Below are 23434 nucleotides of genomic sequence, written 5' to 3'. Positions count from 1 at the left end.
GGGGGTGTTACTTGGTGTTGACGGTGATCTTGGCGACTCCGACGAGGAGGCCGGCCTTGACGGCGTCGGTCTTGAACGTGTCGTTCAGGAGGCCGGCGGCGTCGGAGGAGATGTGGACGGTGGTGCCTTCGAGGATGGCGGTGTCGTTCGGGCCGGTCTGGAGSGGCTTCAGGGTTCCTCCGTGGAGGTCGAAGAGCAGGGCCTGCTTGACGGCGGAGGTGCCGTTGACGGCGACGTCACCGTAGAGCTTGGAGGTGCCGGGGTCGATGGTGAAGTTGGTGAGTTCGACGACGGTGTCACCGGCGGTGAGGGAGAAGCCGGAGCCTTCGTGCTCGATGGTGCCCTGGACGTAGGGGCGGTACGACTCGTTGGGGTCGTAGTAGTCGACGTTTCCGCCGGTGATGGGGAAGATGAGTGAACCGTCGACGAGGGTTGCGGTGCCGACGGTGCCGGGGGTGAGTCCGAGGGTGGTGAGTGCGGAGGCGAATCCGGCGTCGAGCTTGACGGCGGTGTCGACTCCGGTGAGCGACGGGATCGACGCGACCGGTGTGGGGGTCGACTCGGCGGACGACGTGGGCGACGACGAGGTCGACTCCGTCGACTCACGTTGCGATCGTCGACGATCACGAGTCGGTCCTCCTCGGGCTNGCGGTGTCGACTCCGGTGAGCGACGGGATCGACGCGACCGGTGTGGGGGTCGACTCGGCGGACGACGTGGGCGACGACGAGGTCGACTCCGTCGACTCGGATGAGCTCGAGCAGGCGGCCATCGAGACGGTCAGGATGCCGGCGGTCAGAAGACCGAGTGTTGCTTTCGTGAAGTTGCGCATGGTGTTGATTCCTTCGCTGGGTGGTGTTGCAGACACGAATGATTCGGCACCCTCCCGCGGATGGTTTGGTTCGATTCGAAAGAAATCAGACCAACGACTTTTCGAACAGCAGATAGTCGGTGTCGTAGTAATCGCGCGTGGCGCCGTTTTCGGCAAAGCCGAGCCGCAGGCAGACGCGCTGGGAGGCGAGATTTCGCGGGTCGGTGACGGCGATCACGAACTCGAGCCCCCGCGCCGCTGCGTCGCTCAGCACCGCGTCGGCCGCCTCCGTCGCGTAGCCGTGGCCATAGGTATCCGGATGCAGGTGCCAGCCGATCTCGACAGGCGCCGGCCGGGAGCCTCCCGAGCTCACCGAGACCGGCTTGAGCAGCAGATTGCCCAGGAGCCGACCGGTCTCGGTGAGCGTGATCGCCCAGATCCCGTGCACAGGATGATCGATGGCGCGGCGACGGAGGATCGATGCGGCTGCCTCGTCGAGCGTCGCCATGGTCGTGGGATCGGGAGTGAGATAGCGCACGGTCTCCCAGCGGGACTCGAGATCGAGGAGAAAGGAGGCGTCGCCCGACTCCCACGGCCGCAGGGTCAGGCGGGGGCTCCGAATGATGCGCACGACCCCATCATGCCCCTCAGGCAGGTCGCTTCTCGGCCAGCCAGCTCGTGATCGTGGTGGCGACGAGGTCGAGGTGGGATTCGAGGAGGAAGTGTCCGCCGTCGAGGAGCTCGAGGCGGGCGTTTGGTGCGTCACGCAGGAACGCGTGGGCGCCGGCGGCGTCGAAGATCTCGTCGTTGCGTCCCCAGATCGCGAGGACGGGCACGTTCGAGGTGCGGATCCACTCGTGGACGGCCGGGTAGAGATCCCTGTTGCTCGAGTAGTCGCGGAAGAGAGCCAGCTGCACGTCGTCTTGACCCGCCCGGGCGAGGAGCGCGAGGTCGTGCTCCCACGCATCCGGATCGACGGTCGACGGATCGGGCACGCCGTGCGTGTACTGCCATTCGACGGCCGCACGACCGAGGGCCGGACGAAGCGCGTCGCGCGTCTCGGCGGTACGCTCGGCGGCATCGGCCCAGATCGGGTTCCAGAACTCGGGGACGAATCCCTCTTCGTAGGCGTTGCCGTTCTGCGTGATGACGCCGACGACCGCGGCAGGGTCGCGGAGCGCCAGCCGCCAGCCGATGGGGGCGCCGTAGTCCTGCACGTAGATCGTGTACCGCGTCACGCCGATGGTGCTGAGGAACCGAGCCGTCGTCTCGGCCAGGGCGGCGAAGGTGTACTCGAAGTCGTCGACGGATGGCGCGGACGAGCGACCGAAGCCGATGTGGTCGGGCGCGATGACGCGATAGTGCTCTGCCAGCCTCGGGATGAGGTGCCGGAACATGTGCGAGCTGCTCGGGTATCCGTGGAGCAGGACGAGCACGGGTGCGTCGGCGGGCCCGGCTTCACGCCAGAAGACCTCGAGCCCGTCGACAGAGACGGTGCGGTGGTGGACGGTGACCATTGCTAACCCCTTAAGTTTGTTTTACTGGTTAGCCAGACGGTAGCATAGACGGGACGCTGCACACGGAGCACGGGAGCGAGGAGCCATGGATCGGGACGAGGAACTGCTGTTGGCCGTCTTGAACAGCGCGCCCGTGGTCGACGGACGACCGCTCGACGGCCTGGACGGCACAGCCGGGCGAGAGCTCGCGCGCAGCTGGGGCGGAACCGGCACGGCGAACGAGCTCGCTCAGCTACGGCGCGCCCGCGACGCGATCCAGTCGGTGATTCGCGAAAACGATCCGGCCGCGGTGAATGAACTCGCCGGCCTCCTCGCCGGCACCGCGCGTACGCCGCGTGTCACCCCAGACGGTGTGATGTGGGAGCTCGACGCCCCGACCGAGAGCCGTCTTCCCGTGCAGACCGTTCTCGCCTGGTCGACCGTGACGACGCAGCTGCGCGGCCGGCTTCGCGCGTGCGCGAACGACGAGTGCAACCTGTTTTTGGTCGATCACAGCCGACCCGGTACCGCCAAGTGGTGTTCGATGACCACGTGCGGCAACCGGATGAAGGCACGCACGCACGCGAGTCGGTCGCGACCCTGAGGTCGGCCGCGGGGCTACCCGATCGACGCGGATGACGCCGATGCGGATGCTCGTCGGCGCCGCAGGTACACGACGCAGGCCGCCGCGGTGAGGACCGCGACCCCGGCCCAGAAGAGCGCCAGGTTCAGCCCGTAGTCGAGCGGCAGGATCGTGGGGTTCTTCGTGCCGAGCGATTTCTTGTAGATCTCGGGCAGCACCAGCATGCTCATGATCGCGCCCACCACGACGCCGCCCTGGATGATGGCGAGCACACCGAACGGTATGCGGCGACCGGCGCGGCGCATCCAGACATCGAGCAGCAGGAGCAGCGGCGACAGGATGCCGTCGTGCACGATGATGGCGGCGACGATCCAGACGACGACGCCCACGATCTGGTCGGGGCGCTGCTTCTGAACCATGATCAGGGCGCCCAGGAACAGCCCGGCGAGGCCGAGCACGATCAGGATGACGCGTGTGATCTTCATGCCTCGACCTCCAGCTTGCTGAGCCACTTGGTCTGCAGAACGCCCGGTCTGCCGGGAGCGATCATGCGCGCCGGGTAGCCGTGGTCGATATCGAGAGTGTCGCCGTTGACCTCGAGCGCGACGAGGGTCGACGCGTCGAAGGCGTACTCAGGGCCCATCTGGGTGACCCGGTAGCCGCCCTTCTTCTCGAGGCTCGTGAGCTTGAGTCCCTGCGAGGTGTCTGCTCCCACCTTGTTGAGCAGCTCGCGCAGACGCACGCCTTTCCAGGTGGCCATCTGGCTCCAGCCCTCGACGCACGAGATCGGCAATTCGACGGTGGTCTGGGGCAGTGCCAGCAGCTCGGCGCGGGTCAGCATGACCGTGCGGGGTCCGTTCGAGATGGTGAGCGCCCAGTCGGGCGACACCGCGGTGTCGAGAACCTGCGCCGCCTTCGCCGTGCGGTTCACGGGCAGGGCGTTCGGTCCGGTTCCCTTCACGCGCGGCGCGAAGATGTTGAAGGGGCTGAGCGCGGCGAACGACTGCCCGGCTGTGAGGGCCACGACGGTGGCCGTGGAGACGCCGACCGCGGTCATGAATCCACGTCGACTCACCGCGGGCTCGGGTGACGGCGCGCCGTCGATCCAGCGGAAGATGCGACCCGTGACGCCGCCGACCGGAGCCGATTCGGCGACGGGAGCAGTGGCATCCGGAGCGGTTTCGCCACCCGGTGTTTCGCCGCGCAGCTCGCGCGTGCCCTCGGAATTGCGCGTCCAGAAGCGGGCGATCATGGGCAGCTTCACCGCGATGTGGATGGCCAGCGACCCGATCACGACGAACGAGAGCGCCCAGTGCACCTCGCGGAAGCCGAACTTCCACGGGTACCACTGGTAGGTGTTGAGCAGGCCGATGGTGATCTGCACGAGAGAGGCGCCGACGAACAGCGCGATGGATGCGCGCTCGAGCAGGTGCAGCGGACTCTTCACGGGCGGCGTCTGGAACAGCTGCGGGTAGATCGTGTAGAGCTTGCCGAGGATCAGCGGAAAGCAGGCGATTCCGGCGGTGATGTGGATGCCCTGGGTCACCTGGTAGAGCTGCGCGGGCACCGTCGAGAACCGCATCCACGGCTCCGGCTCCTGCAGAAAGTGACTGTAGAGGCCGGTGCCGAAGCAGAGGAGGAAGGCGATGGCGAGCAGGCGGCCGATGACCACCGCCATGCGGGGGTTGCGAGGGGGCGCCGCGAGAGCCTGCTGCGTCGCTGCGAGAAGGCGTCTCACGATGTCGGCCTAGGCTCTGCGGTCGAGTTGCAGGTCGCGCACGCCAGCCCTGACACTGACGCGGTCGAACACCTCGGCGAACCGTCCGTCGGGAGCGATCGAGGCGACCTCGCGCGCGTCGTCGATCGAGTCGACGTCGTTGATCTCTGCCAGCAGCTTGACCCGTAGCTCGGCCTCGAGCAGGCGTTCGAGCTGATCGCGCCCTGTCTCTGCCTCCGACATGGCGACCCCGCGGATCAGGGAGCCGTCGGGCTCGCGCATGCCGAGAGCCCAGAATCCGCCGTCGCTCGCGAAGCCGAACCACGCGTCGATGTCGTCGTGCCACCGGGTGAGCGCCGGCTCGAGCAGCTCGCGGGTGACCTGCGGTGTGTCCATGCCGATCATCAGCAGAGGGCCGTCGACCGAGTCGAACAGATAGCCCAGGCGCTGGTCGAGCGTTCCCTCGTTCTGCTGCAGAACCTCGAAACCGCCGGCTTCGGCGGGAGGGTTCTGGCCGTCGAAGAACAGGATGCGCCGGTCGGCGGGGATGGCCGACACGACGTCGAGCGTGTCGCCCAGGCTCGCGGATGCGATCTCAGCCGCCTCCTCGAGCGAGAACGGCGGGTGCAACCGCGTCTTCACGCGCCCGGGTATGCACTCCTTGGCGATGACTGCGATGGTGAGCATGAGGCCTCCTGGCTTGGTCTCCGGTTGGTCTCTGTAGCGAGGCACGTTATCGAGCGACCCTTACTGGTCACTGTATGTACTTCGTCGCGAAGGCCCGATCGGATTCCTTTCGCCGATGATGTGCGCTATGTGGCGTCTCGGTCGTACTGCAGGTCGAGGAACGTCGGGCCGGGATCGTGCCGTGGTCTGACGCGGCTCGGATTCACGATTCGTAGAGTGACATCATGCCCGGAGACACCTCAACTCACCCGTCGACCACGCCCCGCACGCCGGAAGACAGACGGCGGCGTCGACGTCGCGCGGGGATCATCGTGGGCGTCGCCCTGGTCGGTGTGGCCGCGCTGGGAGTCGGGGGCATCGTCGCGGCCGCTCCTCTGCTGCGCACATACGGCATCTACGTCGCGCCGCCGTCGCCTCAGCAGTACGCGGAGTATGCGCTCGACGACATGCGCCGCGGACTCGAGGCGACGCCGAGCCGGTATGACGACGTGCGGGCCGAGACTCTTTCCGAGGTGGCGAACGCCACTGACTACGCAGACACCTACGACGCGCTCGCCACAGCAGCCACCGAGCTGGGCGGCCCGCACACGACGTTCGCCGATCCGGTGAAGGCCGCCGAGATGTTCGGCCCGTCGTCGGGCAGCACGTCGGCGAACCAGCTGCCGACGGTCTCGAGTGCCGACGGCGTCACGACCATTCGGCTTCCCACGCTGATCGGCGGCGGCACCGGGAGCGACTCCTTCGGTCAGAAGTACATCGACACGGCCGTCTCCGCGATCGGCACGGCGGCCCCGACCACCTCGGCCTGGGTCGTCGATCTGCGCGACAATTACGGCGGCAACGTCTGGCCGATGCTCGCTGCCGTGGCACCTCTTCTCGACGACGGCACCGTCGAGACGTTCGAATCCATCGACGCCTCGACCGTCATCTCCGTCGACGGAGGCGCGGTCTCCTCCGGCGGCACACAGCAGAGCGAGGCGAGCGCCCCTCATCCGAAGGTCGACGGGCCGGTCGCGGTGGTGGTCAACGGCATGACCGGCAGTTCAGCGGAGGCGGTCGCGATCGCCTTCATCGGCCAGTCGAACGTGCGCGTCTTCGGGCAGCCGAGCTACGGCTTCAGCACGGCGAATCAGCCGTTCAGGCTCTACGACGGAGCGGTGGTGAACCTCACCGTGGCGGTCGACGCCGACCGCACCGGCAAGCGCTACGGCGTGCCAATCGAACCTGACGAGACCGTCGACGACGATCAACTCGACGCCGCGATCGGCGTGTGGCTGGCGACGCGAAGGTAGTCCTCTGACGGAGCGTCAGCCTCGGCGTTCCACCTCGCGCAGCAGCTTCGACATGTCCTTCACGGCGATGTAGGTGCCACGGATCGTTCCGGTGACCTTCGACCGACCGACGCGCGGGCTGTAGGGGGTGTCGAACTCCTCGATGCGCCAGCCCGCGGCGGATGCCTTCAGCAGCATCTCGAGCGGATAGCCGCTTCGGCGATCTGCCAGGTCGAGCGACAGCAGACCCTCTCGACGGGCCGCGCGCATGGGCCCGAGATCCTTGATCGCGATGTGCGCCCGGCGCTTGATGAGAAACGAGAGGGCACGGTTGGCGAAGCGCGCGTGCAGGGGCCAGGCCCCTGCTGTCGTCGGGATGCGTCGGCCGAGCACGAGATCGGCTCGATCGGCCGTGATCCGCTCGACGAGTGTCGGCAGCTCCGTGGGATCCATCGAGGCGTCGGCGTCGCAGAAGGCGACGATCGGCGCAGTCGCGGCGAGCAGGCCGGTGTGCGCTGCCGCGCCGAAGCCGCGGCGCGATTCGGCGACCACCGTGGCGCCGGCCGCGCGCGCGATGTCGGCCGAGCCATCCGTCGAGCCGTTGTCGACGACGATGGCCCGATAGCCGTCGGGCAGTCGCGACAGCACCCAGGGCAAGGCCTCGGCCTCGTTGAGGCAGGGCAGCACGACGTCGACGAGGGCGGCGTCGGTCACGATGCGGCCGAGCGTAGCGGGGCCGTGGCGAACTCGGCCATTCCGGCGTCGAAGTCGACGGCCGCGCGCCAGCCGAGCTCGCGGGCGATCTTGTCGCTCGATGCGGTGATGTGACGCACGTCGCCGAGGCGGAACTCGCCCGTCACGACGGGGTCGGCTCCGGCGGATGCGCGGGCGATCGCGGCCGCCATGTCGCCGATGGTGTGCACGACGCCGCTGCCCACGTTGTAGGCCGCGAACGACGACGATCCGACCGAGGCCGTCGCGTCGAGGGCCGCGAGGTTCGCTGCGGCCACGTCGCTCACGTGCACGAAGTCGCGGCGCTGGGCACCGTCTTCGAAGACCCTCGGCGCCTCGCCGCGAGCGAGCGCCGAACGGAACAGCGAGGCCACTCCGGCGTAGGGGGTGTTCTGCGGCATGCCGGGCCCGTAGACGTTGTGATAGCGCAGAGCGATCGCGCGCCCACCGGCCGAGCGGGCCCACGACGCAGAGAGGTGCTCCTGGCCCAGCTTCGACGAGGCGTAGACGTTGCGCGGATCGAGCGGCGCATCCTCTGTGATGAGCTCGGGGATGAGGGCGGTCTCTCTGCTCGGGTCGAGCGGCTCGAAGAGTCCGGCCTCGAGGTCGGCCACACGTCGCGCGGGAGGACGCACCTTCTCGCCCAGTTCGTTGCGGTAGCTTCCCTCGCCGTAGACGACCATCGACGAGGCCACGACGAAGCGGTCGATGCCGGCACGCGTCATGGCAGCGAGCAGCACGGCCGTGCCGAGCTCGTTCGACGAGACGTAGTCGGGGGCGTCGTAGAAGTCGACCCCGAGGCCGACCTTGCCGGCCTGGTGGCAGACCGCGTCGATGCCCTCGAGCGACCGCGCCACGGTCTCCTCGTCGCGCACGTCGCCGAGCACGAACTCCGCGCGCTCGTCGAGCGCGGGGGCCGTCTCGTGCACGTCGGCCCGCAGCGAATCGAGCACGCGCACCGACCATCCGGCATCCAGAGCCTGGCGCACGATCTCGCTGCCGATGAAACCGGCGCCGCCGGTGACGAGCAGATGCGGCATGTGATGACCCCCAAAGACGTGGATGATCAGCCTAACCGCCACTGCGCATCCAGGCGGTTCCCCGAGCGCGCAGCCCGAGGGTGACCGCCCTCGCCGTCATGTAGCCGAAGCCGAATGCCAGCCACAGCCAGATGAGCCCGGTCGTGCCGTCGGGGCCGAACAGGGCGACGAGCAGCAGGAGCGGCGCGTAGATCAGAACGGTCGCGAGCCCGGCGAGGCCGAGGTAGCGGGCGTCGCCGGCCCCGATCAGCACGCCGTCGAGAACGAAGACGTAGCCGGCCAGAGGAACGCCGACGGCCATCACGAGCACGAGCGCGACCAGGGCCTGCTGCACGTCGCGGCTCGACGAGAAGATCGGGCCGAGCAAGGGAGAGAGGGCGGCGATACCGATGCCGAGAGCGAGCCCGGCGCCGATTCCCCACAGTACGAGGCGCCGCATCACGCCCCGCACGCGCTCGACATCCTGAGCGCCGAGGCCGTGGCCCACCAGGGCCTGCCCCGCGATGGCCAGCGCGTCGAGGATGAACGCCAGCGTGAAGAAGAGCGTCGATGCGATCTGGAACGTCGCGAGTTCGACGACGCCGAGGTCAGACGCGACGACGACCGTGGCGAGCAGGGCGGCGCGCAGGCTCGCCGTGCGCAGAAAGAGCCAGCCGCCGGATGCCGCGGCGCCGGTCACTCCCGCCAGCCCGGGCCGCAGGCTGACGCCGTTGCTGCGGGATGCCCGCACGGCGATCACGAGATACACGGCGGCCATCGCCCACTGGGCTACGACGGTGCCCGCGGCGGAACCGGCGATGCCCGCGCCGAAACCATAGATGAAGAGCGCATTGAGGCCCGCGTTGGCCGCGAAGCCGCTGACCGCGACGATGAGCGGGGTCTTCGTGTCCTGCAACCCGCGCAGCAGTCCGGTCGCGGCGATCACGAGCAGCATCGCGGGCAGCCCGGCGAGCGAGACCGTCAGGTAGATGACGGCCTGCTCCTCGACAGCTGCAGTCGCGCCGAAGAGGTGCACGAGGGGCCTGGCCGCGACGAGGCCGACGACGACGAGCACGACCCCGAGCGCGAGAGCGAGCCAGAGACCGTCGATGCCCGCGCGAATGGCGCCGGGCCTGTCGCCGGCGCCGAGTCGACGTGCGACCGCGGGAGTCGTGGCGTAGGCGAGGAAGATCAGCAGGCCGATCGCGGTCTGCAGCAGGGCGCTGGCGATGCTGAGGCCCGCCAGGGGCGTCTCGCCCAGGTGCCCGACGAGGGCGGTGTCGGTGAGAAGGAACAGGGGCTCGGCGACGAGGGCCCCGAGGGCCGGAACGGCGAGACGCAGAATGTCGCGATCCAGAGCCTTCACACTGCGAGCCTAGCTAGGCTTGCCCAATGACGACTTCCGGCATCGATCTGAACGAACTCGACCCCTCCATCCGCCCGCAGGACGACCTGTTCAGGCACGTCAACGGCAAGTGGATAGCCCGAACGGTCATTCCCGACGACCGGGCTCGAGACGGCTCGTTTTATCAGCTGCACGAAGAGGCCGAGAAGGCCGTGCGCGACATCATCATCGAGGCGCAGGATGCCGAGCCCGGCACAGAGGAGCGCACCTTCGGCGACCTCTACGCCAGCTTCCTCGACGAGGAGCGCGTCGAAGACCTCGGTACCACGCCGATCGAGGCCCAGCTCGCCGACGCGGCCCGCGTCTCGACTGTGCGCGAGCTGCTCGAGACCGCCGCCCACCTCGAGCGCCAGGGAGTCGGCGGCTTCTTCCGCCTGTTCGTCGACAACGATCCGGGCAACCCGGAGCGCTACCTGGTGTTCCTCGAGCAGGGCGGCATCTCGCTGCCCGACGAGAGCTACTTCCGTGAAGAGAAGTTCGCCGACATCCGAACCGCGTACCTCAAGCACATCGAGCGGATGTTCGCGCTCGCGGGACTCTCGGAGCCTGCCGTTAGCGCGCAGCGCGTTTTCGACCTCGAGACCGCGATCGCCGCGACGCACTGGGACAACGTGCGCACCCGCGACGCCCAGGCCACCTACAACCTCGTCGGCTGGAACGACTTCGCCGCGTCGGCCCCCTCCGTCGACCTCGAGCTGTGGCGCTCGGCGCTCGGCGCCCCCGAGGGTGTTTTCGACGAGCTCGTGGTGCGCGAGCCGTCGTTCGTCTCGGGCATCGCAGAGCTGCTCACCGAGGATCGCCTCGATGCGTGGCGCGACTGGCTGTCGTGGCAGGTCGTGCACGGCGCCGCGGCCTATCTGCCCGCCGTGTTCGTGAACGAGAACTTCGACTTCTACGGCCGCACCCTCACGGGAACGCCGACGATGCGCGCTCGCTGGAAGCGCGGTGTGTCGCTCGTGGAGGGTGCCATGGGCGAGGCCGTCGGCCGTATCTATGTCGACCGCCACTTTCCGCCGACAGCCAAGGCGGCCATGGATGTGCTCGTCGCCAACCTCATCGAGGCGTACCGGGCATCCATCACCGACCTCGAGTGGATGACCCCCGCCACGCGCGAACGGGCGCTCGAGAAGCTCGACAAGTTCACCCCCAAGATCGGGTTCCCGGTCAAATGGAGGGACTACTCCACTCTGGTCATCGACGCCGCAGACCTCGCGGGCAACATCCGGGCCACGAGCGAGTTCGAGTTCCAGCGCGAGCTGGGCAAGATCGGCAAGCCCCTCGATCGCGACGAGTGGTTCATGACCCCGCAGACGATCAATGCCTACTACAACCCCGGCTTCAACGAGATCGTCTTCCCGGCGGCCATCCTGCAGTACCCCTTCTTCGACGAGAGCCGGGATGCCGCGGCGAATTACGGCGCGATCGGCGCGGTGATCGGCCACGAGATCGGGCACGGATTCGACGACCAGGGCTCGCGCTTCGACGGCGACGGCCGGCTCACCGACTGGTGGACCGAGGCCGACCGGGAGGCGTTCGAGAAGCGCACCTCGTCGCTGATCGACCAGTACAACGCGCTCGCTCCGGCGCAGGTTCCCGACCAGCACGTCAACGGCGCGCTGACGATCGGCGAGAATATCGGCGACCTGGGCGGCCTGAGCATCGCGTGGGACGCGTACCTGCTGTCGCTCGATGGCGAGGAGCCGCCGGTGATCGACGGCCTCACCGGCGTGCAGCGCTTCTTCCTGTCGTGGGCGCAGGCCTGGCAGCAGAAGTCCCGCGACGAAGAGGTGGTTCGCCTGCTGTCGATCGACCCGCACTCGCCGAACGAGTTCCGCTGCAACCAGATCGTGCGCAACATCGACGAGTTCTACGGTGCGTTCGACGTGAGCGAGTCGGATGCCCTGTGGCTGGCTCCCGAGGAGCGCGTCACGATCTGGTAGCTCACGCTTTCAGGCGTGAGAGGTTCACCCTGTTCGCCATGCCGCTTCGGCGAACGCGGGTATGGCGTCAGCCGGAACCGGTGGCGAGATCAGGTACCCCTGGGCGTAGACGCAGCCGATCTCGGCCAAGAACGTGAGCTCGTCGTTGTCTTCGACTCCCTCAGCAACGGTGTCGATACCCAGTTCTCGAGCCAATCCGACGACGGATCGCAGCAGGGCTCGCGCTCGGGCATCGGCAGTGAGCGTGGAGACAAAGCTGCGGTCGAGTTTGAGTTCGTCGACGACGAGACCGTGAAGCGACGTGAGGGAGTTGAATCCCGTACCAAAGTCATCGAGGGAGATACGGACACCCGCTTCGCGGAGAGGCGAGAGGGCTTCTCCGACACGTTCGGCATCGTCGATGACCTGTTGCTCTGTGATCTCAAGAGTGAGCAGAGCAGGGGAGAGTCCCCGATCGTGGAGCAGCGGCAGCACCCGATCGACGAACCCGGTTCGGTTGAGGGAACTGCCGGAGACATTCACGGCGACCCCCATCGTGAGACCCTGCGTCGCCCAGGCAGCTGCCTGATCAAGGGCGTCTGTGAGGATGTCGTGCGTCCAGCCGGCCATCAACTGCGCATCTTCGAGCAAAGGGATGAACTGATCGGGTCCGAGTAGGCCCCGAGTCGGATGCTCCCAGCGAGCCAGTGACTCGACCCCTTCGGTCACTCCCGTGGAGATGCGGATCTTCGGCTGGTACCGGAGGACGATTTGCTCCCGCCCGATCGCAGACCGGAGTTCGTGGAGGCTTCGGAGTCGGTTGAGTGCCTCGGAAGGCCGGTCGCTGCCGCTTTCACGCGTTGTCTGACGGGGCTTCTTAGCGCGTCGGACTAGAGCCTCAGCGTGTTTGAGTAGCTCGACGAAGTTGTCGCCGTTGTCGGGGAATGTGGATAGACCGATCGTCGATCTCATCACAAGGTCGATGTCGGCGACCCGGATCGGATGGCCGACCGCCGCTCGCGCCGCGGCGCGGACTTCTTCCTGCAGGTCACTCGGAAGCTCAGGGGCGAAGATCACGAACTCGTTCCCGCTGAGTCGGCCGATCGTCGCGTTCCTCGGCGCGGCCGCACGCACGGCTGCTGCCACTGCGCGGAGGACGTCGTCTTTGACCTTGTGGCCCAGCCCCTCGGATATCTCACCGACATCCTCGAGCTCGATGAGGATCACAGTGGCGGTCGACAGGGTGGGCAAGATTTCGTCGGCGCGATGCTCGACCAGGCTGCGATTTCCCAACCCGGTGAGGGGATCGAGATCTCGTTGAACGCGTAGATGACGGCGACGGATGGCGATGGGGGCGATCGTGCACACAATCGTCGCTACCGCCAGGAATATCGCGACGACCGAGCCCGACACCGCGGGAGCGATCACGAGCACAGCCAGAGCGCAGACGATGGAGAGTACGGCGATAGTCGTCCCCACCCTGCTCGGCAGCGTGGGGGACCGTGCAGTCTTGCCCGGCTCGGTCCAGAGACAGATCCACAGAACGATCAGGAACACTCCTATGCTCCATGCTGCGTCGAGGATCGTTCCCACCACGTAACCGGAGTCGGGCACGTTCATCGCGTAGACGATGTCGGCACCCGCGAAGAGCACCAGGCCGAGAATGAGGGAGAGCCAGGGCGCGCCTGACCGATCGGAAGCGCACACACCGACGAGGACCGCGATCAACAGCACGTCCAGAACTGGATACGAGAGCGCCAAGATGGAAGCGAGGGGGTCCGACTTGATGACCGTGCTATCGAGAACGGGTGTGAGCACGAGGGCCAGAATCGATGCGGCTCCGAGCGAGCCCACCACGACATCGAACACGACGACGGCACCCCGGCCTGCCAGGAGATTCCGCGCCGCAGAGACGATCGCTACCAGCATCAAGACGTAGAAACCGAGATAGAGGAGGTCGGCGAGCGAGGGGAATGGTGTCGTGCCGTCCCCGTCGGTTGCCGCGAGAAAAAGCGTATCGCCGAGCACGGTCGATGTCACCGCGGCCGATGCGATGATCGGCGTGACCCGATTCGAGCTCATCAACGCGACTGCTGTCCAACAGGCGGCTACGGCGGTCCACTCCGCGATCATCGACACCCACGCGTCTACGACCAGTTCTGCGCCAGCTACCGGGAAGACAAGCGTGAGGAGGTAGACGATCTGGGTGGAGGCCGCGATCAATGTCAGGGCGCGCACCGGCGCTCGAAGAGACACAAACCTGAGTCGCCTCATAGCCGTTGCTTCGCTTGATCTCTCGACATATTTTGCCCCCGGCTCGAGCGTATTGGGTCAACTGGGCGTGAGGTATCCCGGGGACGACTTTGACGGTCGCGTCCGCCACTGCTCGAAGGGCGAAGAGAAAGAGATAGATCGTCTCTACGCGGTGACCGGGGTCTTCTTCGGCCAGAGCGTGTAGCCAGTAGCCCGAACGAGTTCCACTGCGGCGATGATCCCGAGGATGCCGAACATCGAGGTCAGCGCAGCTGATCGTTGTGGATCACTGCTGATGGTGATGAGTAGCCAGAGAACGCCTGCCGCGATCGCGACCGCGATGCCCGTTCGCACCACATCCCGCCAGCACTCTGCGGTGTAGGTCCATCCGTATCGTTTCGCCGGGGCGGGGCCGTTGGCGAAACGATGGGCGAAACGCGTGTCCGCCCACTGGATCATCTTGTGGCCGTAGGCGACGGAGATACCCAAGTAGATCGCGGCGAGACCGTGCGCGAATGTGGCGGTCGATCCGCGGCTCAGGTCGATCGCGTTCGCAGCCAACAGGATCACATCGAGTACCGGTGTGAGGGCGAGCAGCACAAGCCCGAGGCGTCGTCTTTTCAGGGGGTAACGAGCGATGAGGCCCGCCATGATCACGACCCAGAAGCCGACTTCGCAGGCGATGATGATGGCGAGAATGTGAGGGCTCCTTTGTCGGTACGGTCGTGCTATCAAAAAACTAGCACGGTCGTGCTAATCTCGACAAATGCCGCGACTGATCGACCGTGACCAACGCAAAGTCGAGTTGGCTGAAGCGGTGTGGCGGGTCATCCGGGAGCGCGGGATCGGCTCGGTCTCGGTGCGAATAGTTGCCGAAGAAGCCGGCGTCGCTGTCGGCTCACTCCGTCACCTGTTCCCCAACCGGGCGGGCTTGCTTCGCTACTCGGCGGAACTGATGGCTCAACGCGCAACGGAGCGCATACGCGGCCTTTCCCCGGCCTCGGACCCCATCACGCACGCCGAGGACATCATCCGAGAACTTTTGCCGTTGACGCCAGACAGTCGCACTGAGCTGGAGGTCAACCTTGCCCTCATCGCAGAGACTCCCGCTCTGCCAGAGTTGGCGGACGTGCGCGATGCCGCCACCGCGGAGTTGTTCGGAGCGTGCCAACTCATAGTCGCCGGTCTGCAAGGCGGGCCGCGCCCGACTCAAGAGATCGTCGCCCGGCGGCTCCATGCTCTTCTCGACGGGCTCGCTCTTCATCTCCTGACACAGCCCATCGGTTCCGACACCACGTGGGCAACTCAGATCATCAGTACCGAGATCAAGCACATCGCAGCCAGCTGAGGGTGATGCATCGGGCTGGGATACGAGCAACCTAGGTTGACAACCGGATCGTTAGCAACGTAGGTTGACGACATGGAGTCTTCACAGATCGCGTCGGTGGCAGCCGACACCAGCGACCCCAAAGCTGGATTGCGGGCAGTGACAACGTTGCGCGTTCTCGCGGACACATTGGAGCTTCGGCAAGTCGAGGCCGCACTGCGGGCAGGGATGACTTGGCAGGACATCGCTGACGCGCTGGGGGTCACCAGGCAGGCCGTGCACAAGAAGTACTCCAAACGAGTCGATTCGACGATACCGATCCCCAGGAGGAACACATGAGCAAGTTCGTTCTCGCAGCGCAGACCAGTCAATCTCTTTCACTCGCCGCAATGGAGGAAGCATCTCGAGCGGGGCTCCGCGTAGCAGACCTCGAACACCTGTTCCTTGCCCTCGTGATCAGCGATCAAGCTGCTGGAGGCTCGCTGCGCAGCATGGGCATCGATATCGACGGCGCCCGCCGCGCTGTCGAGGAAGCACACGCGGCCCAACTGGCATCACTCGGAATCGAGGCTTCATTCCCCGAGGCCGGACGAATCGTATTTCACGAGACGGACGGATATGACTGGAGCAAGCGTGCTTACGACCTCATCGCCCGCTCCGTCGACAAAGACAAGAACGGCGACGCCGCCGCAGTGCTTCGAGAGCTTGTCTCGGAGCCCAGCGGACTGATCGCCAACATCCTCGAGCGCCTCGGCACGACTCCTCAGGCCGTGCTCGAACACCTCGACCGGTTCGACGCTGCTGCCGAAAGAACTGCGACAAGGCCCGCGAAGGTGAAGGGACGGGTGTCAGGGTCGATCGAGACATTCGTTCCCGCACCGATTGACGGAGTGTGGCAGTTCCTCGTCGACCCGGAGCGCATCCCCGATTGGGAGATGAGTGTCGGCTCCATCGATCACGTGGTGCAGGGCTTCACGCCCGGCATGGTCTGGCAAGGCCTCGCGCCGGAAAGTCGTCCGGACGGGAAGCCAGTGAACGTGAAGCCCCGGTTTCGCCGCCGCAGCATCGAACTCGTCACGGCGCACCAACCGGAGAGGATCGCGTGGAGCTTCACCTACCCGGATGCCCCAGAAAGCAGTGCGATTCTGACGGAGTTCATCTTGGTGAACACGACCGGAGGCACCCAGGTCCAGATCAGCAAATCATGGTCGCGACGCCCGGGTTGGCGGAGGCTCGTCGCTCTTCCACTGCGTCCCCTTCAGAAGTTCATCGTGTGGATCACCCTGTTCCAGACGGGCGGTGCGGTCAGCCGGGCATTCCGTTGACTCGAAAAGCGACACCCCGTAGACGAACTCGGTGGCGTGAGCGGCTGCTGTCGCGCGTAGGTGCTTTCACGGAAGGTCGGTGCCCGCGCGCTCGGCGGTGCGCACGCGGTCGGGACTTCTGAGAGCGACAAGGCTGACGATCGCATCAGCAACGGCCAGGTGCGCTAGACGACTGGAAGCCGCAGCCATCTGGTCGTCGAGGTCGTCTCCGCCGACGGCAAGAGAGACATCTGCAAGCAGGGCGAGAGGCGACTGAGCCTGGTTTGTCACGGCCACGAGGGACGCCCCACTGGAGGTCGCGGCATCGCATACCGACAGCGTGTGCGGAGTCCTTCCCGTCGCGCTGAAGGCGAGCACGACGTCGCCTTCTCCGAGGAGCCGAGCCCCCACGAGCGCAGACATATGGTCTGAAATGTTCATCGCCGCGATTCCGACCGTGGTGAGTCGGAACGCGATATCGAGGGCGACGGCGGCAGAGGTGCCCGCTCCGACGACAATGACCCGGCTCGAGGCGCTGATCCGCTCGGCTGCATCATCGATCGCGGCAGGGTCGAGGATGCCCTCCGCTGCACTCAGTGAGCGCCTGCCTCCATCCATGACCATGACAACGACCTCGGCTGGTGTGGAGCTGGAGTCGAGGGTGCGAGGTGGGGTGAAGAATCGTGCTGAGCCTCGAGCATAGGCGAGCCCTAACTTCAGGTCTGCGAAACCATCGAACCCGGCCGCTCTCGCCGCGCGCACCACTGTTGGGGGAGAGACGCCCGCGCGCTTGGCCAGCTCCGCCGTGGTCGCCTCCGCCGCGAATCGTGGATCGTCGATCACGAGCCGCAGCACATCCGCCTCACTGGAGCTCATGCCCGCGAGACGGGACTGCAGATACCCCCGCAACTCATCGACACCGAGACGCATCTCTGTAACTGGATTACTCAGTTGTGCTGCCATGTGTAACAGCGTACCATCCTGACCGTGACCTTCGATCAGAGCTATCGCGACCGACTCCGAAAGCCCAACGCCCCTCAGGAGAACCGATGACCGTCATTGCCCATCTCAGTGATCCGCACCTCGACGGTTCACCTCAGCGGCGTCGGCGCTTTCAGGCCACTCTGGAATGCGCCGTCAGCTTGAAGGTCCTCGACGCGGTCGTGATCAGCGGCGACCTGGCAGACCACGGTAGTGCAGCGGAGTACGAGCAGCTCTTCGCTTCATTTCAGCGCGTTGTTCCGTTTCTTCTGATTGCGGGGAACCACGACCTCTCCAGCGCCCTCGTCGACGCGCTCGACCATCATGGATTTCCCGCCACTTTGAACTCCACCCTGGATATCGCGGGGGTCCGGCTCATCGGACTGGATTCCCATATCGACCACCACGACGAAGGCCTCCTCTCCGCCGCAGCCCTCGAGTACGCCCGCGCGCACATCGAGGGCAGTCAAGGCCCGGTCATCCTCGTCATGCATCACCCACCGGTCCCGGTAGGTCACCACGTCATGGATCGCTTCGGCCTCGGAAACTCCGACGAGCTCGCCGAGCTCATCCACACCCACGACAACATCGTCGGCGTTTTTACCGGGCACGTTCACACGGCCCTGGCGACAACCTTCGCCGGCGTTCCACTGCTCGGTGCGCCCGGGATCGCATCGACAATGCGCCTCGGCAGTAGAACCGACCCCATGGCCGATCCGGATGCGATGCCGGGACTCGCCGCGCACACCTTCGATGGCACGACGATCAGCACCGTTTTTCACTACCTCAGCCCATCTGCGCTGTGACTCTGGCGCTCCTAGCCCTGACGGCCCTGCCCTTCGTCGTCAGTCCCGGAGCAAGTTTTGCGATCACCGTCGACGCCACGAGCAAGGGAGAGCTCCGGGCGCCGACGAAAGTCTGGGCAGGAACAAGTGTCGGCATCGTCGCGGTTGCTTCCGCAGCAGCTCTCAGCGGCATCGGCTCGTTCCTAGACGGCCAGCCGACCGTGCGTCAGATGTTCACCGTCGTGGGCGCAGCGGTCCTGATGGTTCTGGGCATCACCTCGGGTGTACGCGCAGTCAGGTCGATACGCAGACCCATGACCGCATTCCGATCGTCACGCGGGCTCATACCCTGGGCATTCATCGCTCTCGTCACAAACGTCAAGGCACTGACTCTCTACATCGTCGTCGTTCCACACCTGCGCGCGGGAGACCTGGGATCAGGGGCCGTCATACCCACATTCGCGGCAATGCACATACTGATGCTTCTCGCATGGCAGGCTCTGCTCGGGCAAGTAATTCGACGCATTCCTCGCCTCAGCACATCACCCCCACTACGCGCTTGCCTCGCAGGACTGGCTTCCGCCTCGCTCATCGCGATGGGCGCCCAGGTTCTCGTTAGTGTCTTGCCATAGGCGTCAGGGACTTTCACGCCGGAGCGCATTGGCACAACGGTCCCGTCTTCGGCGTCATCGAATCAGGGTCTGCGTACTTCCAAGTGGGAGTCAACGCCCAGCGCGTACTCCACCCCGGCGACACCTTCTACGAACCGGGAAACGAGACAATCGCCCGCTTCGACGCGACCAGCGAGGGCGTTACGTTCCTCGCCTGGTTCCCCGTTCCTGCCAACGCAGAACCGGAATTGACGATGGGTGCGCGCGTCGGCTAGCCGACCTTCATCTCGCACGCGTTGTCGCCCAGGTAGTTGCTGAGCAGCACCGAGCCCGACTCGGCACCCGAGGTGGGAACGTACACGGCGATGTTCCCCGTGACGGACTCTCCGGGGGCGAGGTCGGGTGCGAACAGCAGCCACGGCTCGGGCACGACGGCGAACTGGGCAGGCGCCGCGAGGTCTTCGGCGACGCCCTTGAAGGTGGCCCGGGTCGCGCCCGCCGGGAACGACTCGGTGCCCAGCTGCTTGACCGTCACGGAGAAGAGGCCATACCTGTATCCATCGGGAGGGGTCTCGTTGAACGAGTTCTCGTTGAGCATCTCGTCGGTGGCGTCGAGGTTCGCCTCATCGATGGTGACCTCGGCCTGGTTCTCGCCGTTGTAGGTGAAGATTCCGGCCTTGCCCAGGGCGATCGCGGTTCCGTCGGTGCAGACGGTGGCGCCGGCCGATTGGGTCGGATCTCCCGGCACGGCGGTCGGGTCACCGGGCTGGGGAGCGTCGGGCGAGTCCGTCTCGGAGGGGTCGCTGAACGGGCTCGACGTCGACGGGCTGTCGTCGTAGTTGGGAACCGAATCGATCGCCTGGAAGAACGAGACCGTGTAGGTCACGATGAACACGATGCTCAAGACGAAGGCGAGAGCCGAGACGATCGTGCCGATGAGCGACAGCACGCGCGATCCGAACTTGCGGAACACGGCGATGAGTCCGAACACCAGGCCGCCGATCGCGCCGAAGACCGTGATGAAGTTGAGGAACGGGATCCAGCAGGCGAGAAGGGCGAGACCACCGAGGATGAGACTGACGGTGCCCATCCAGCCACCCTTGTTGCGCGGCGGAACCTGGCCGGGCGCGTAGGGAGTCGTGTAGGGCAGCTGTCCCGAGGGTGGTGCGCCGGCCGGCGACGATGTCGAGCCGTAGACGGGCGTCGGCGCAGACGCGTTACCGGATGCTGGGGTTCCGTAGACCGGGGGCGCTCCGTATGACGGCGCAGGCGAGGAGGAACCGGTGGTACTGGGCGGGCCGTACGACGGTGCCGACGGTGCCGCGGGTGCCGACGGTGCAGAGCCGCCGGTGCTCGGCGGACCGTAGCTGGGTGCGCTGGGCGCCGAAGGTGCGCTAGGCGCGGAGGAAGGCGTCTCGATGGGAGCCGGGGGAGCAGCTGCCGGGGCCGGAGGTGTCGGCGGCGACGCGGGCTCGCCAGACGGGAACGGCGGCATGCTCGGAGTGCTTGGCGCGGACTCCGCGGGCGTCGCGGGGGTCTTCTCGGTGGACTCGGGCTCGGAGGGCTCACGGGGATCGGACATGGATCGATTCTGTCAGAGGTCTCCCACCAAGAACGAGGCTTGCGCACCCGCGGCAGACAGCCGACTCGATGGCCGATCACAGGTGAATGTGGCACGATACCCGTTATCCCTCACGCGAGATTCGATCGGTTCGGGTGTGCGGAGAGTGTTTCGGGAGATGTGGGGACGGTATGGCGGAGTCCACCAGAAGGCGCAACAGGCGGGGCGATTCCCCGGATGCGCCCACGGCCCGTCGCGCACGCTCCGGAGCCGCGACCGCCGGAGATGACGCCTTCCGTCGAGGCTTTGCGAGTTTGACCCAGCTCGCCCTCTCGGGGGTTCAGATCACGGCCTGCGTCATCGACGTGAAGACCGATCGACTGTTGTTCTCCGTCGACGACCACCTCTCTGTTCCCACCGCGTCGATCGGCAAGGTCCTCTTGCTCATCGAGATCGCGGCCAGGCTGAGCGCCGGCGACAAGTCGGCCCACGGCATCCTGAATCGCACGGCCCAAGACTCTGTGGCCGACTCGGGTCTCTGGCAGCACCTGCAGGTGCCGGCTCTGCCTGTCGCCGACGTCGCCGCCCTCGTCGGTGCCGCGAGCGACAACCTGGCGACCAACGTGCTCATCCGGCGAGTCGGTCTCGACGCCGTGCGCGCTCGCGGGGAAGCACTCGGCCTGACCCGCACGTTCCTGCTCGACACGGTGCGCGACTATCGCGGGCCGGATGACGCGCCCCAGCTCTCCGTCGGATCGGCGCGCGAGCTCGCGACCCTCTTCGCGGGCCTGTCGCGCGGTGAGATCGTGAACGTGGCCACCAGTCAGCAGGTCATGGAATGGCTCGCGCTCGGCTCAGACCTGTCGATGGTCGCCAGTGCCTTCGGCCTCGACCCGCTGGCGCACCGCACCAGCGATCACGGCCTGCTGCTCACGAACAAGACGGGCACCGACACGGGAGTGCGCAGCGAGGCGGGCGTTCTGCGCGGGCCGAGCGGCTCGGTGGCCTACGCCGTGACCATGCGCTTCAACGACACCGACCTCACGGGTCGTCTCGCCGTGCTCGACGGCATGCGCACCCTCGGAACCGACATCCTCGAGTACGTCTTCTAGTCAGGCGCGCGCTGTCGCAGCCGACCGTCGCGGCACTCTGACGATCAGTCCGTGGTGCTGCACCGAGAGGGACGCAGCGGAGATGAGTCCGTGGGCGTCGCCGTCGAGCTGGATCTCCTGCGCCTCGGGGAAACGCACCCGCATCTCGTAGGCCTGTGCCCAGCGGATCGCCCGCGGCGTCGGGGTGAGGCTGGCGACCAGGCGGCCGAACCGGGTGCGGTGCAGCATCCGGTTGAAGGCGAGGCGGTAGCCGATGTTGGTCCATCCCGACCCGCGGCCGGGGCGGAAGATCACGGCGTCGAGTCGGCCGTCGTCGATGACCGCGCAAGGGAGCAGAAGGAGGCCGCCCGTGAGCATGCCGGAGTTTCCGACGATGACGGTGTGCGCTCGAGTCTGCACCGCCGGCCTGTCGTCGAGGCGGTAGCTGAGGTCGAACTGTCTGTTGCCGAAGATGCTGCGCGCGATGGGGTCGGAGTACGCGAGCCAGCCGATGCGTTTCTTCAATCGTTCGTTGGTGTGGCCGGCCATGTGGGCGTCGAGGCCGATGCCGGCCATCACGAGAAACGCGTGCTGCGACTCGCGCCCATCCGCCCGCTCGAGTATCGCGATACCGGCGTCGACCGGCCGGTCGACACCGCGAAAGGCCGTGGCGATGGATGCTGTCAGGTCGTTCAAAGGCAGGCTCAGCTCCCGGGCGAACAGGTTGCCGGTGCCCGACGGCACCAACCCGAGCGGGATGCCGCTGCCGGTCAGCGCCTCGGCTGCCGCCCGGAGGGTGCCGTCGCCACCGGCCACCACGATGAGCTCAGGTGCCGACCGCACCGCGTCTTCGGCCGCCGCTCTGCCATCGTCGCTGGCGCTCGTCTCGAACCATGCCGAGGGAGACCAGCCCGCGAGGCCCTCTTCGCGAGCAACGGCTGCGCGCAGAGTCTCGATCGAGACCTTGGCGGGATTGACGACGATAGCGGCCCTCCGTCGGGGCGACTCCTCAGCTCGGTCTCCTGAATCTGCGTTCACGCCAGCCAAGAATAGTGCCGCCGAGCGTGCCCGAGGCTGTGTGCGACGGGTGTCAGTCCTCCGGCGAGAGCGATCGGGGCCAGGTACCGTAGCGGGCCTCGAGATCGTCGCCGATCATCGACAATGAGGACTCGGTGTACGGCAGCCAGCCGATATCGAGCTCCACCAGTGCGGTCGCCACGTCGGGTACCGTCCGACCCGCTCCGGTCACGCGGATGACCGCATACCGTTCTGGCGCGACCTCGGTCTGCGACCACACCTGCCTGAGCACCAGATCGAGCAGATCGCGGTCGGAGCCCGTGAAGTCGTCGGAGAGCTCGATGTTGATGCTCATGTACGTCTGAAAACCGTCTTTGGTGGGGCCGATGCGAGCGTCGTCGACACCCGGGATCGCCTCCAGCGTCGCCTCGGCCTCGTCGGCGCTGCGCTCGACCGAGTGGGAGGGCGTCGTGCAGCCCGCGAGCCCGAGCCCGAGAGCGCAGGCCAGCAGTGACGCCGCGAGGGCGACGCGGACTCGGGAGACCATGTCTCGACCCTATCGTCGGCCGTGTGCCACTCTCGATTCATGAGTCCTGTGCGTCTGACCGGCCAGCTCGTCTGCGGCACCGCGGAACAGCGTCGAGCGGTCGAGGAGAATCTGCCGTTGCACACGCGACTCACTCGCGCGGAGCCGGGGTGCGTCTCGTTCGAGGTGACGCAAACGCACGACCCGCTGGTGTGGCAGGTCGACGAGCTCTTTAGTGATGCGGAGTCGTTTGCGGCGCACCAGCGACGCGTCGCCGACAGCGCGTGGGGCCGCGCGACGGCCGGCATCGAGCGCCACTACGAGGTCGAGGGCGCGTAGG

25 protein-coding genes are annotated in these 23434 nt (G+C 66.5%); 11 read left to right on the top strand and 14 right to left on the bottom strand.

Features of this window, described 5'->3' with window-relative positions:
• Positions 1-915: 915 nt before the first annotated feature.
• Entirely contained in the window at positions 916-1440 is a 525-nt protein-coding gene (locus ASE64_RS05965) for a GNAT family N-acetyltransferase (RefSeq protein WP_055777142.1), read from the bottom strand.
• A 16-nt stretch (positions 1441-1456) separates the two neighbouring features.
• Positions 1457-2326: an alpha/beta fold hydrolase gene (locus ASE64_RS05960; RefSeq protein WP_055777138.1), complete on the bottom strand. Its 870-nt coding sequence runs from the start codon at positions 2324-2326 to the stop codon at positions 1457-1459.
• An 85-nt stretch (positions 2327-2411) separates the two neighbouring features.
• Here ASE64_RS05960 and ASE64_RS05955 point away from each other — a divergent pair, with 85 nt between their 5' ends.
• Positions 2412-2909, top strand: a complete 498-nt coding sequence (locus ASE64_RS05955; protein WP_055777135.1) for a CGNR zinc finger domain-containing protein — start codon at positions 2412-2414, stop codon at positions 2907-2909.
• Positions 2910-2923: 14 nt separating this feature from the next.
• Here ASE64_RS05955 and ASE64_RS05950 read toward each other — a convergent pair whose 3' ends face one another.
• From ASE64_RS05950 to ASE64_RS05940, 3 genes are read right to left on the bottom strand one after another with little or no spacing between them, the layout of a single operon-like run.
• The gene (locus tag ASE64_RS05950; RefSeq protein ID WP_055777133.1) at positions 2924-3373 is read right to left on the bottom strand and encodes a hypothetical protein; all 450 of its coding nucleotides are present in this window, start codon (positions 3371-3373) and stop codon (positions 2924-2926) included.
• Positions 3370-4626: a molybdopterin-dependent oxidoreductase gene (locus tag ASE64_RS05945; RefSeq protein ID WP_055777129.1), complete on the bottom strand. Its 1257-nt coding sequence runs from the start codon at positions 4624-4626 to the stop codon at positions 3370-3372. Before ASE64_RS05945 ends, ASE64_RS05950 begins: the two co-directional genes overlap by 4 nt.
• Positions 4627-4635: 9 nt before the next feature.
• Positions 4636-5292, bottom strand: a complete 657-nt coding sequence (locus tag ASE64_RS05940; RefSeq protein ID WP_055777126.1) for a TIGR04282 family arsenosugar biosynthesis glycosyltransferase — start codon at positions 5290-5292, stop codon at positions 4636-4638.
• Between the two features lie 224 nt (positions 5293-5516).
• Here ASE64_RS05940 and ASE64_RS05935 point away from each other — a divergent pair, with 224 nt between their 5' ends.
• Entirely contained in the window at positions 5517-6584 is a 1068-nt protein-coding gene (locus tag ASE64_RS05935) for a S41 family peptidase (RefSeq protein WP_082465920.1), read from the top strand.
• A 15-nt stretch (positions 6585-6599) separates the two neighbouring features.
• Here ASE64_RS05935 and ASE64_RS05930 read toward each other — a convergent pair whose 3' ends face one another.
• The 3 genes from ASE64_RS05930 to ASE64_RS05920 are packed head-to-tail and all read right to left on the bottom strand — an operon-like array spanning position 6600 to position 9680.
• Positions 6600-7277, bottom strand: a complete 678-nt coding sequence (locus tag ASE64_RS05930) for a glycosyltransferase family 2 protein (protein ID WP_055777120.1) — start codon at positions 7275-7277, stop codon at positions 6600-6602.
• Positions 7274-8335 carry an SDR family NAD(P)-dependent oxidoreductase gene (locus ASE64_RS05925; protein WP_055777116.1) on the bottom strand — a complete coding sequence of 354 codons (1062 nt, stop codon included), beginning with the start codon at positions 8333-8335 and terminating at the stop codon, positions 7274-7276. The genes ASE64_RS05930 and ASE64_RS05925 overlap by 4 nt, the downstream gene beginning before the upstream one ends.
• A 31-nt stretch (positions 8336-8366) precedes the next feature.
• Positions 8367-9680, bottom strand: a complete 1314-nt coding sequence (locus ASE64_RS05920) for an MATE family efflux transporter (RefSeq protein WP_055777113.1) — start codon at positions 9678-9680, stop codon at positions 8367-8369.
• Positions 9681-9706: 26 nt separating this feature from the next.
• On the opposite strand from ASE64_RS05920, the gene ASE64_RS05915 reads away from it, so the two are divergent.
• Entirely contained in the window at positions 9707-11659 is a 1953-nt protein-coding gene (locus ASE64_RS05915; protein WP_055777109.1) for a M13 family metallopeptidase, read from the top strand.
• A gap of 24 nt (positions 11660-11683) precedes the next feature.
• Here ASE64_RS05915 and ASE64_RS05910 read toward each other — a convergent pair whose 3' ends face one another.
• Together ASE64_RS05910 and ASE64_RS05905 are read right to left on the bottom strand one after the other, a co-directional pair.
• On the bottom strand, positions 11684-13894 hold the full coding sequence (locus ASE64_RS05910) for a putative bifunctional diguanylate cyclase/phosphodiesterase (RefSeq protein ID WP_162234545.1): 2211 nt from the start codon (positions 13892-13894) through the stop codon (positions 11684-11686).
• Positions 13895-14056: 162 nt separating this feature from the next.
• Complete coding sequence (locus ASE64_RS05905; RefSeq protein WP_055777574.1) at positions 14057-14542, bottom strand: hypothetical protein; 486 nt, start codon at positions 14540-14542, stop codon at positions 14057-14059.
• A gap of 115 nt (positions 14543-14657) precedes the next feature.
• Between ASE64_RS05905 and ASE64_RS05900 the strand changes: the two genes are divergently transcribed.
• The 3 genes from ASE64_RS05900 (at position 14658) to ASE64_RS05890 (ending at position 16543) form a co-directional block, all read left to right on the top strand.
• Positions 14658-15239, top strand: coding sequence for a TetR/AcrR family transcriptional regulator (locus tag ASE64_RS05900; RefSeq protein WP_055777103.1), 582 nt, complete (start codon positions 14658-14660; stop codon positions 15237-15239).
• 72 nt (positions 15240-15311) lie between these two features.
• Positions 15312-15557 (top strand): hypothetical protein, encoded by a 246-nt coding sequence (locus tag ASE64_RS17760; RefSeq protein WP_055777099.1) that lies wholly within the window; start codon positions 15312-15314, stop codon positions 15555-15557.
• Positions 15554-16543, top strand: coding sequence for an SRPBCC family protein (locus ASE64_RS05890; RefSeq protein ID WP_055777095.1), 990 nt, complete (start codon positions 15554-15556; stop codon positions 16541-16543). Before ASE64_RS17760 ends, ASE64_RS05890 begins: the two co-directional genes overlap by 4 nt.
• Before the next feature lie 66 nt (positions 16544-16609).
• Here the strand turns inward: ASE64_RS05890 and ASE64_RS05885 are convergent, their stop codons facing one another.
• Entirely contained in the window at positions 16610-17485 is an 876-nt protein-coding gene (locus tag ASE64_RS05885) for a MurR/RpiR family transcriptional regulator (protein ID WP_055777092.1), read from the bottom strand.
• An 86-nt stretch (positions 17486-17571) separates the two neighbouring features.
• Here ASE64_RS05885 and ASE64_RS05880 point away from each other — a divergent pair, with 86 nt between their 5' ends.
• From ASE64_RS05880 to ASE64_RS17345, 3 genes are all read left to right on the top strand, one after another.
• Positions 17572-18309 carry a metallophosphoesterase gene (locus ASE64_RS05880; protein ID WP_055777089.1) on the top strand — a complete coding sequence of 246 codons (738 nt, stop codon included), beginning with the start codon at positions 17572-17574 and terminating at the stop codon, positions 18307-18309.
• Positions 18306-18920 carry a LysE family transporter gene (locus ASE64_RS05875; RefSeq protein WP_055777088.1) on the top strand — a complete coding sequence of 205 codons (615 nt, stop codon included), beginning with the start codon at positions 18306-18308 and terminating at the stop codon, positions 18918-18920. Before ASE64_RS05880 ends, ASE64_RS05875 begins: the two co-directional genes overlap by 4 nt.
• 83 nt (positions 18921-19003) lie before the next feature.
• Positions 19004-19174, top strand: a complete 171-nt coding sequence (locus ASE64_RS17345; protein ID WP_156351658.1) for a hypothetical protein — start codon at positions 19004-19006, stop codon at positions 19172-19174.
• On the opposite strand, the gene ASE64_RS17340 is transcribed toward ASE64_RS17345, so the two are convergent.
• Positions 19171-20481, bottom strand: coding sequence for a hypothetical protein (locus tag ASE64_RS17340; RefSeq protein ID WP_156351657.1), 1311 nt, complete (start codon positions 20479-20481; stop codon positions 19171-19173). The two genes, ASE64_RS17345 and ASE64_RS17340, sit on opposite strands and share 4 nt — an antisense overlap.
• A gap of 293 nt (positions 20482-20774) precedes the next feature.
• On the opposite strand from ASE64_RS17340, the gene ASE64_RS05865 reads away from it, so the two are divergent.
• Complete coding sequence (locus ASE64_RS05865) at positions 20775-21572, top strand: serine hydrolase (protein ID WP_055777082.1); 798 nt, start codon at positions 20775-20777, stop codon at positions 21570-21572.
• Here the strand turns inward: ASE64_RS05865 and ASE64_RS05860 are convergent, their stop codons facing one another.
• Both ASE64_RS05860 and ASE64_RS05855 read right to left on the bottom strand, forming a co-directional pair.
• On the bottom strand, positions 21573-22589 hold the full coding sequence (locus tag ASE64_RS05860; protein WP_235480505.1) for a diacylglycerol/lipid kinase family protein: 1017 nt from the start codon (positions 22587-22589) through the stop codon (positions 21573-21575).
• Between the two features lie 52 nt (positions 22590-22641).
• Entirely contained in the window at positions 22642-23115 is a 474-nt protein-coding gene (locus tag ASE64_RS05855; RefSeq protein ID WP_055777079.1) for a hypothetical protein, read from the bottom strand.
• 39 nt (positions 23116-23154) lie between these two features.
• Here ASE64_RS05855 and ASE64_RS05850 point away from each other — a divergent pair, with 39 nt between their 5' ends.
• Positions 23155-23433 (top strand): putative quinol monooxygenase, encoded by a 279-nt coding sequence (locus tag ASE64_RS05850; RefSeq protein ID WP_055777076.1) that lies wholly within the window; start codon positions 23155-23157, stop codon positions 23431-23433.
• Position 23434: the final 1 nt, after the last annotated feature.

This window comes from Agreia sp. Leaf210 (assembly GCF_001421485.1).
Lineage (GTDB): Bacteria > Actinomycetota > Actinomycetes > Actinomycetales > Microbacteriaceae > Agreia.
The sequence above is the reverse complement of the archived record's forward strand: the minus strand, read 5'-3'. Positions and strand labels throughout refer to the sequence as shown.

Excerpts from the sequence above, each read along its gene's own strand:
- ASE64_RS05850 (WP_055777076.1), top strand. The coding sequence starts at position 23,155 with ATGAGTCCTGTGCGTCTGACCGGCCAGCTCGTCTGCGGCACCGCGGAA.
- ASE64_RS05925 (WP_055777116.1), bottom strand. The coding sequence starts at position 8,335 with ATGCCGCATCTGCTCGTCACCGGCGGCGCCGGTTTCATCGGCAGCGAG.
- ASE64_RS05955 (WP_055777135.1), top strand. The coding sequence starts at position 2,412 with ATGGATCGGGACGAGGAACTGCTGTTGGCCGTCTTGAACAGCGCGCCC.
- ASE64_RS17760 (WP_055777099.1), top strand. The coding sequence starts at position 15,312 with ATGGAGTCTTCACAGATCGCGTCGGTGGCAGCCGACACCAGCGACCCC.
- ASE64_RS05905 (WP_055777574.1), bottom strand. The coding sequence starts at position 14,542 with ATGGCGGGCCTCATCGCTCGTTACCCCCTGAAAAGACGACGCCTCGGG.
- ASE64_RS05880 (WP_055777089.1), top strand. The coding sequence starts at position 17,572 with ATGACCGTCATTGCCCATCTCAGTGATCCGCACCTCGACGGTTCACCT.
- ASE64_RS17340 (WP_156351657.1), bottom strand. The coding sequence starts at position 20,481 with ATGTCCGATCCCCGTGAGCCCTCCGAGCCCGAGTCCACCGAGAAGACC.
- ASE64_RS05940 (WP_055777126.1), bottom strand. The coding sequence starts at position 5,292 with ATGCTCACCATCGCAGTCATCGCCAAGGAGTGCATACCCGGGCGCGTG.
- ASE64_RS05885 (WP_055777092.1), bottom strand. The coding sequence starts at position 17,485 with ATGGCAGCACAACTGAGTAATCCAGTTACAGAGATGCGTCTCGGTGTC.
- ASE64_RS05890 (WP_055777095.1), top strand. The coding sequence starts at position 15,554 with ATGAGCAAGTTCGTTCTCGCAGCGCAGACCAGTCAATCTCTTTCACTC.
- ASE64_RS05950 (WP_055777133.1), bottom strand. The coding sequence starts at position 3,373 with ATGAAGATCACACGCGTCATCCTGATCGTGCTCGGCCTCGCCGGGCTG.
- ASE64_RS05900 (WP_055777103.1), top strand. The coding sequence starts at position 14,658 with ATGCCGCGACTGATCGACCGTGACCAACGCAAAGTCGAGTTGGCTGAA.
- ASE64_RS05935 (WP_082465920.1), top strand. The coding sequence starts at position 5,517 with ATGCCCGGAGACACCTCAACTCACCCGTCGACCACGCCCCGCACGCCG.
- ASE64_RS05915 (WP_055777109.1), top strand. The coding sequence starts at position 9,707 with ATGACGACTTCCGGCATCGATCTGAACGAACTCGACCCCTCCATCCGC.
- ASE64_RS05855 (WP_055777079.1), bottom strand. The coding sequence starts at position 23,115 with ATGGTCTCCCGAGTCCGCGTCGCCCTCGCGGCGTCACTGCTGGCCTGC.
- ASE64_RS05960 (WP_055777138.1), bottom strand. The coding sequence starts at position 2,326 with ATGGTCACCGTCCACCACCGCACCGTCTCTGTCGACGGGCTCGAGGTC.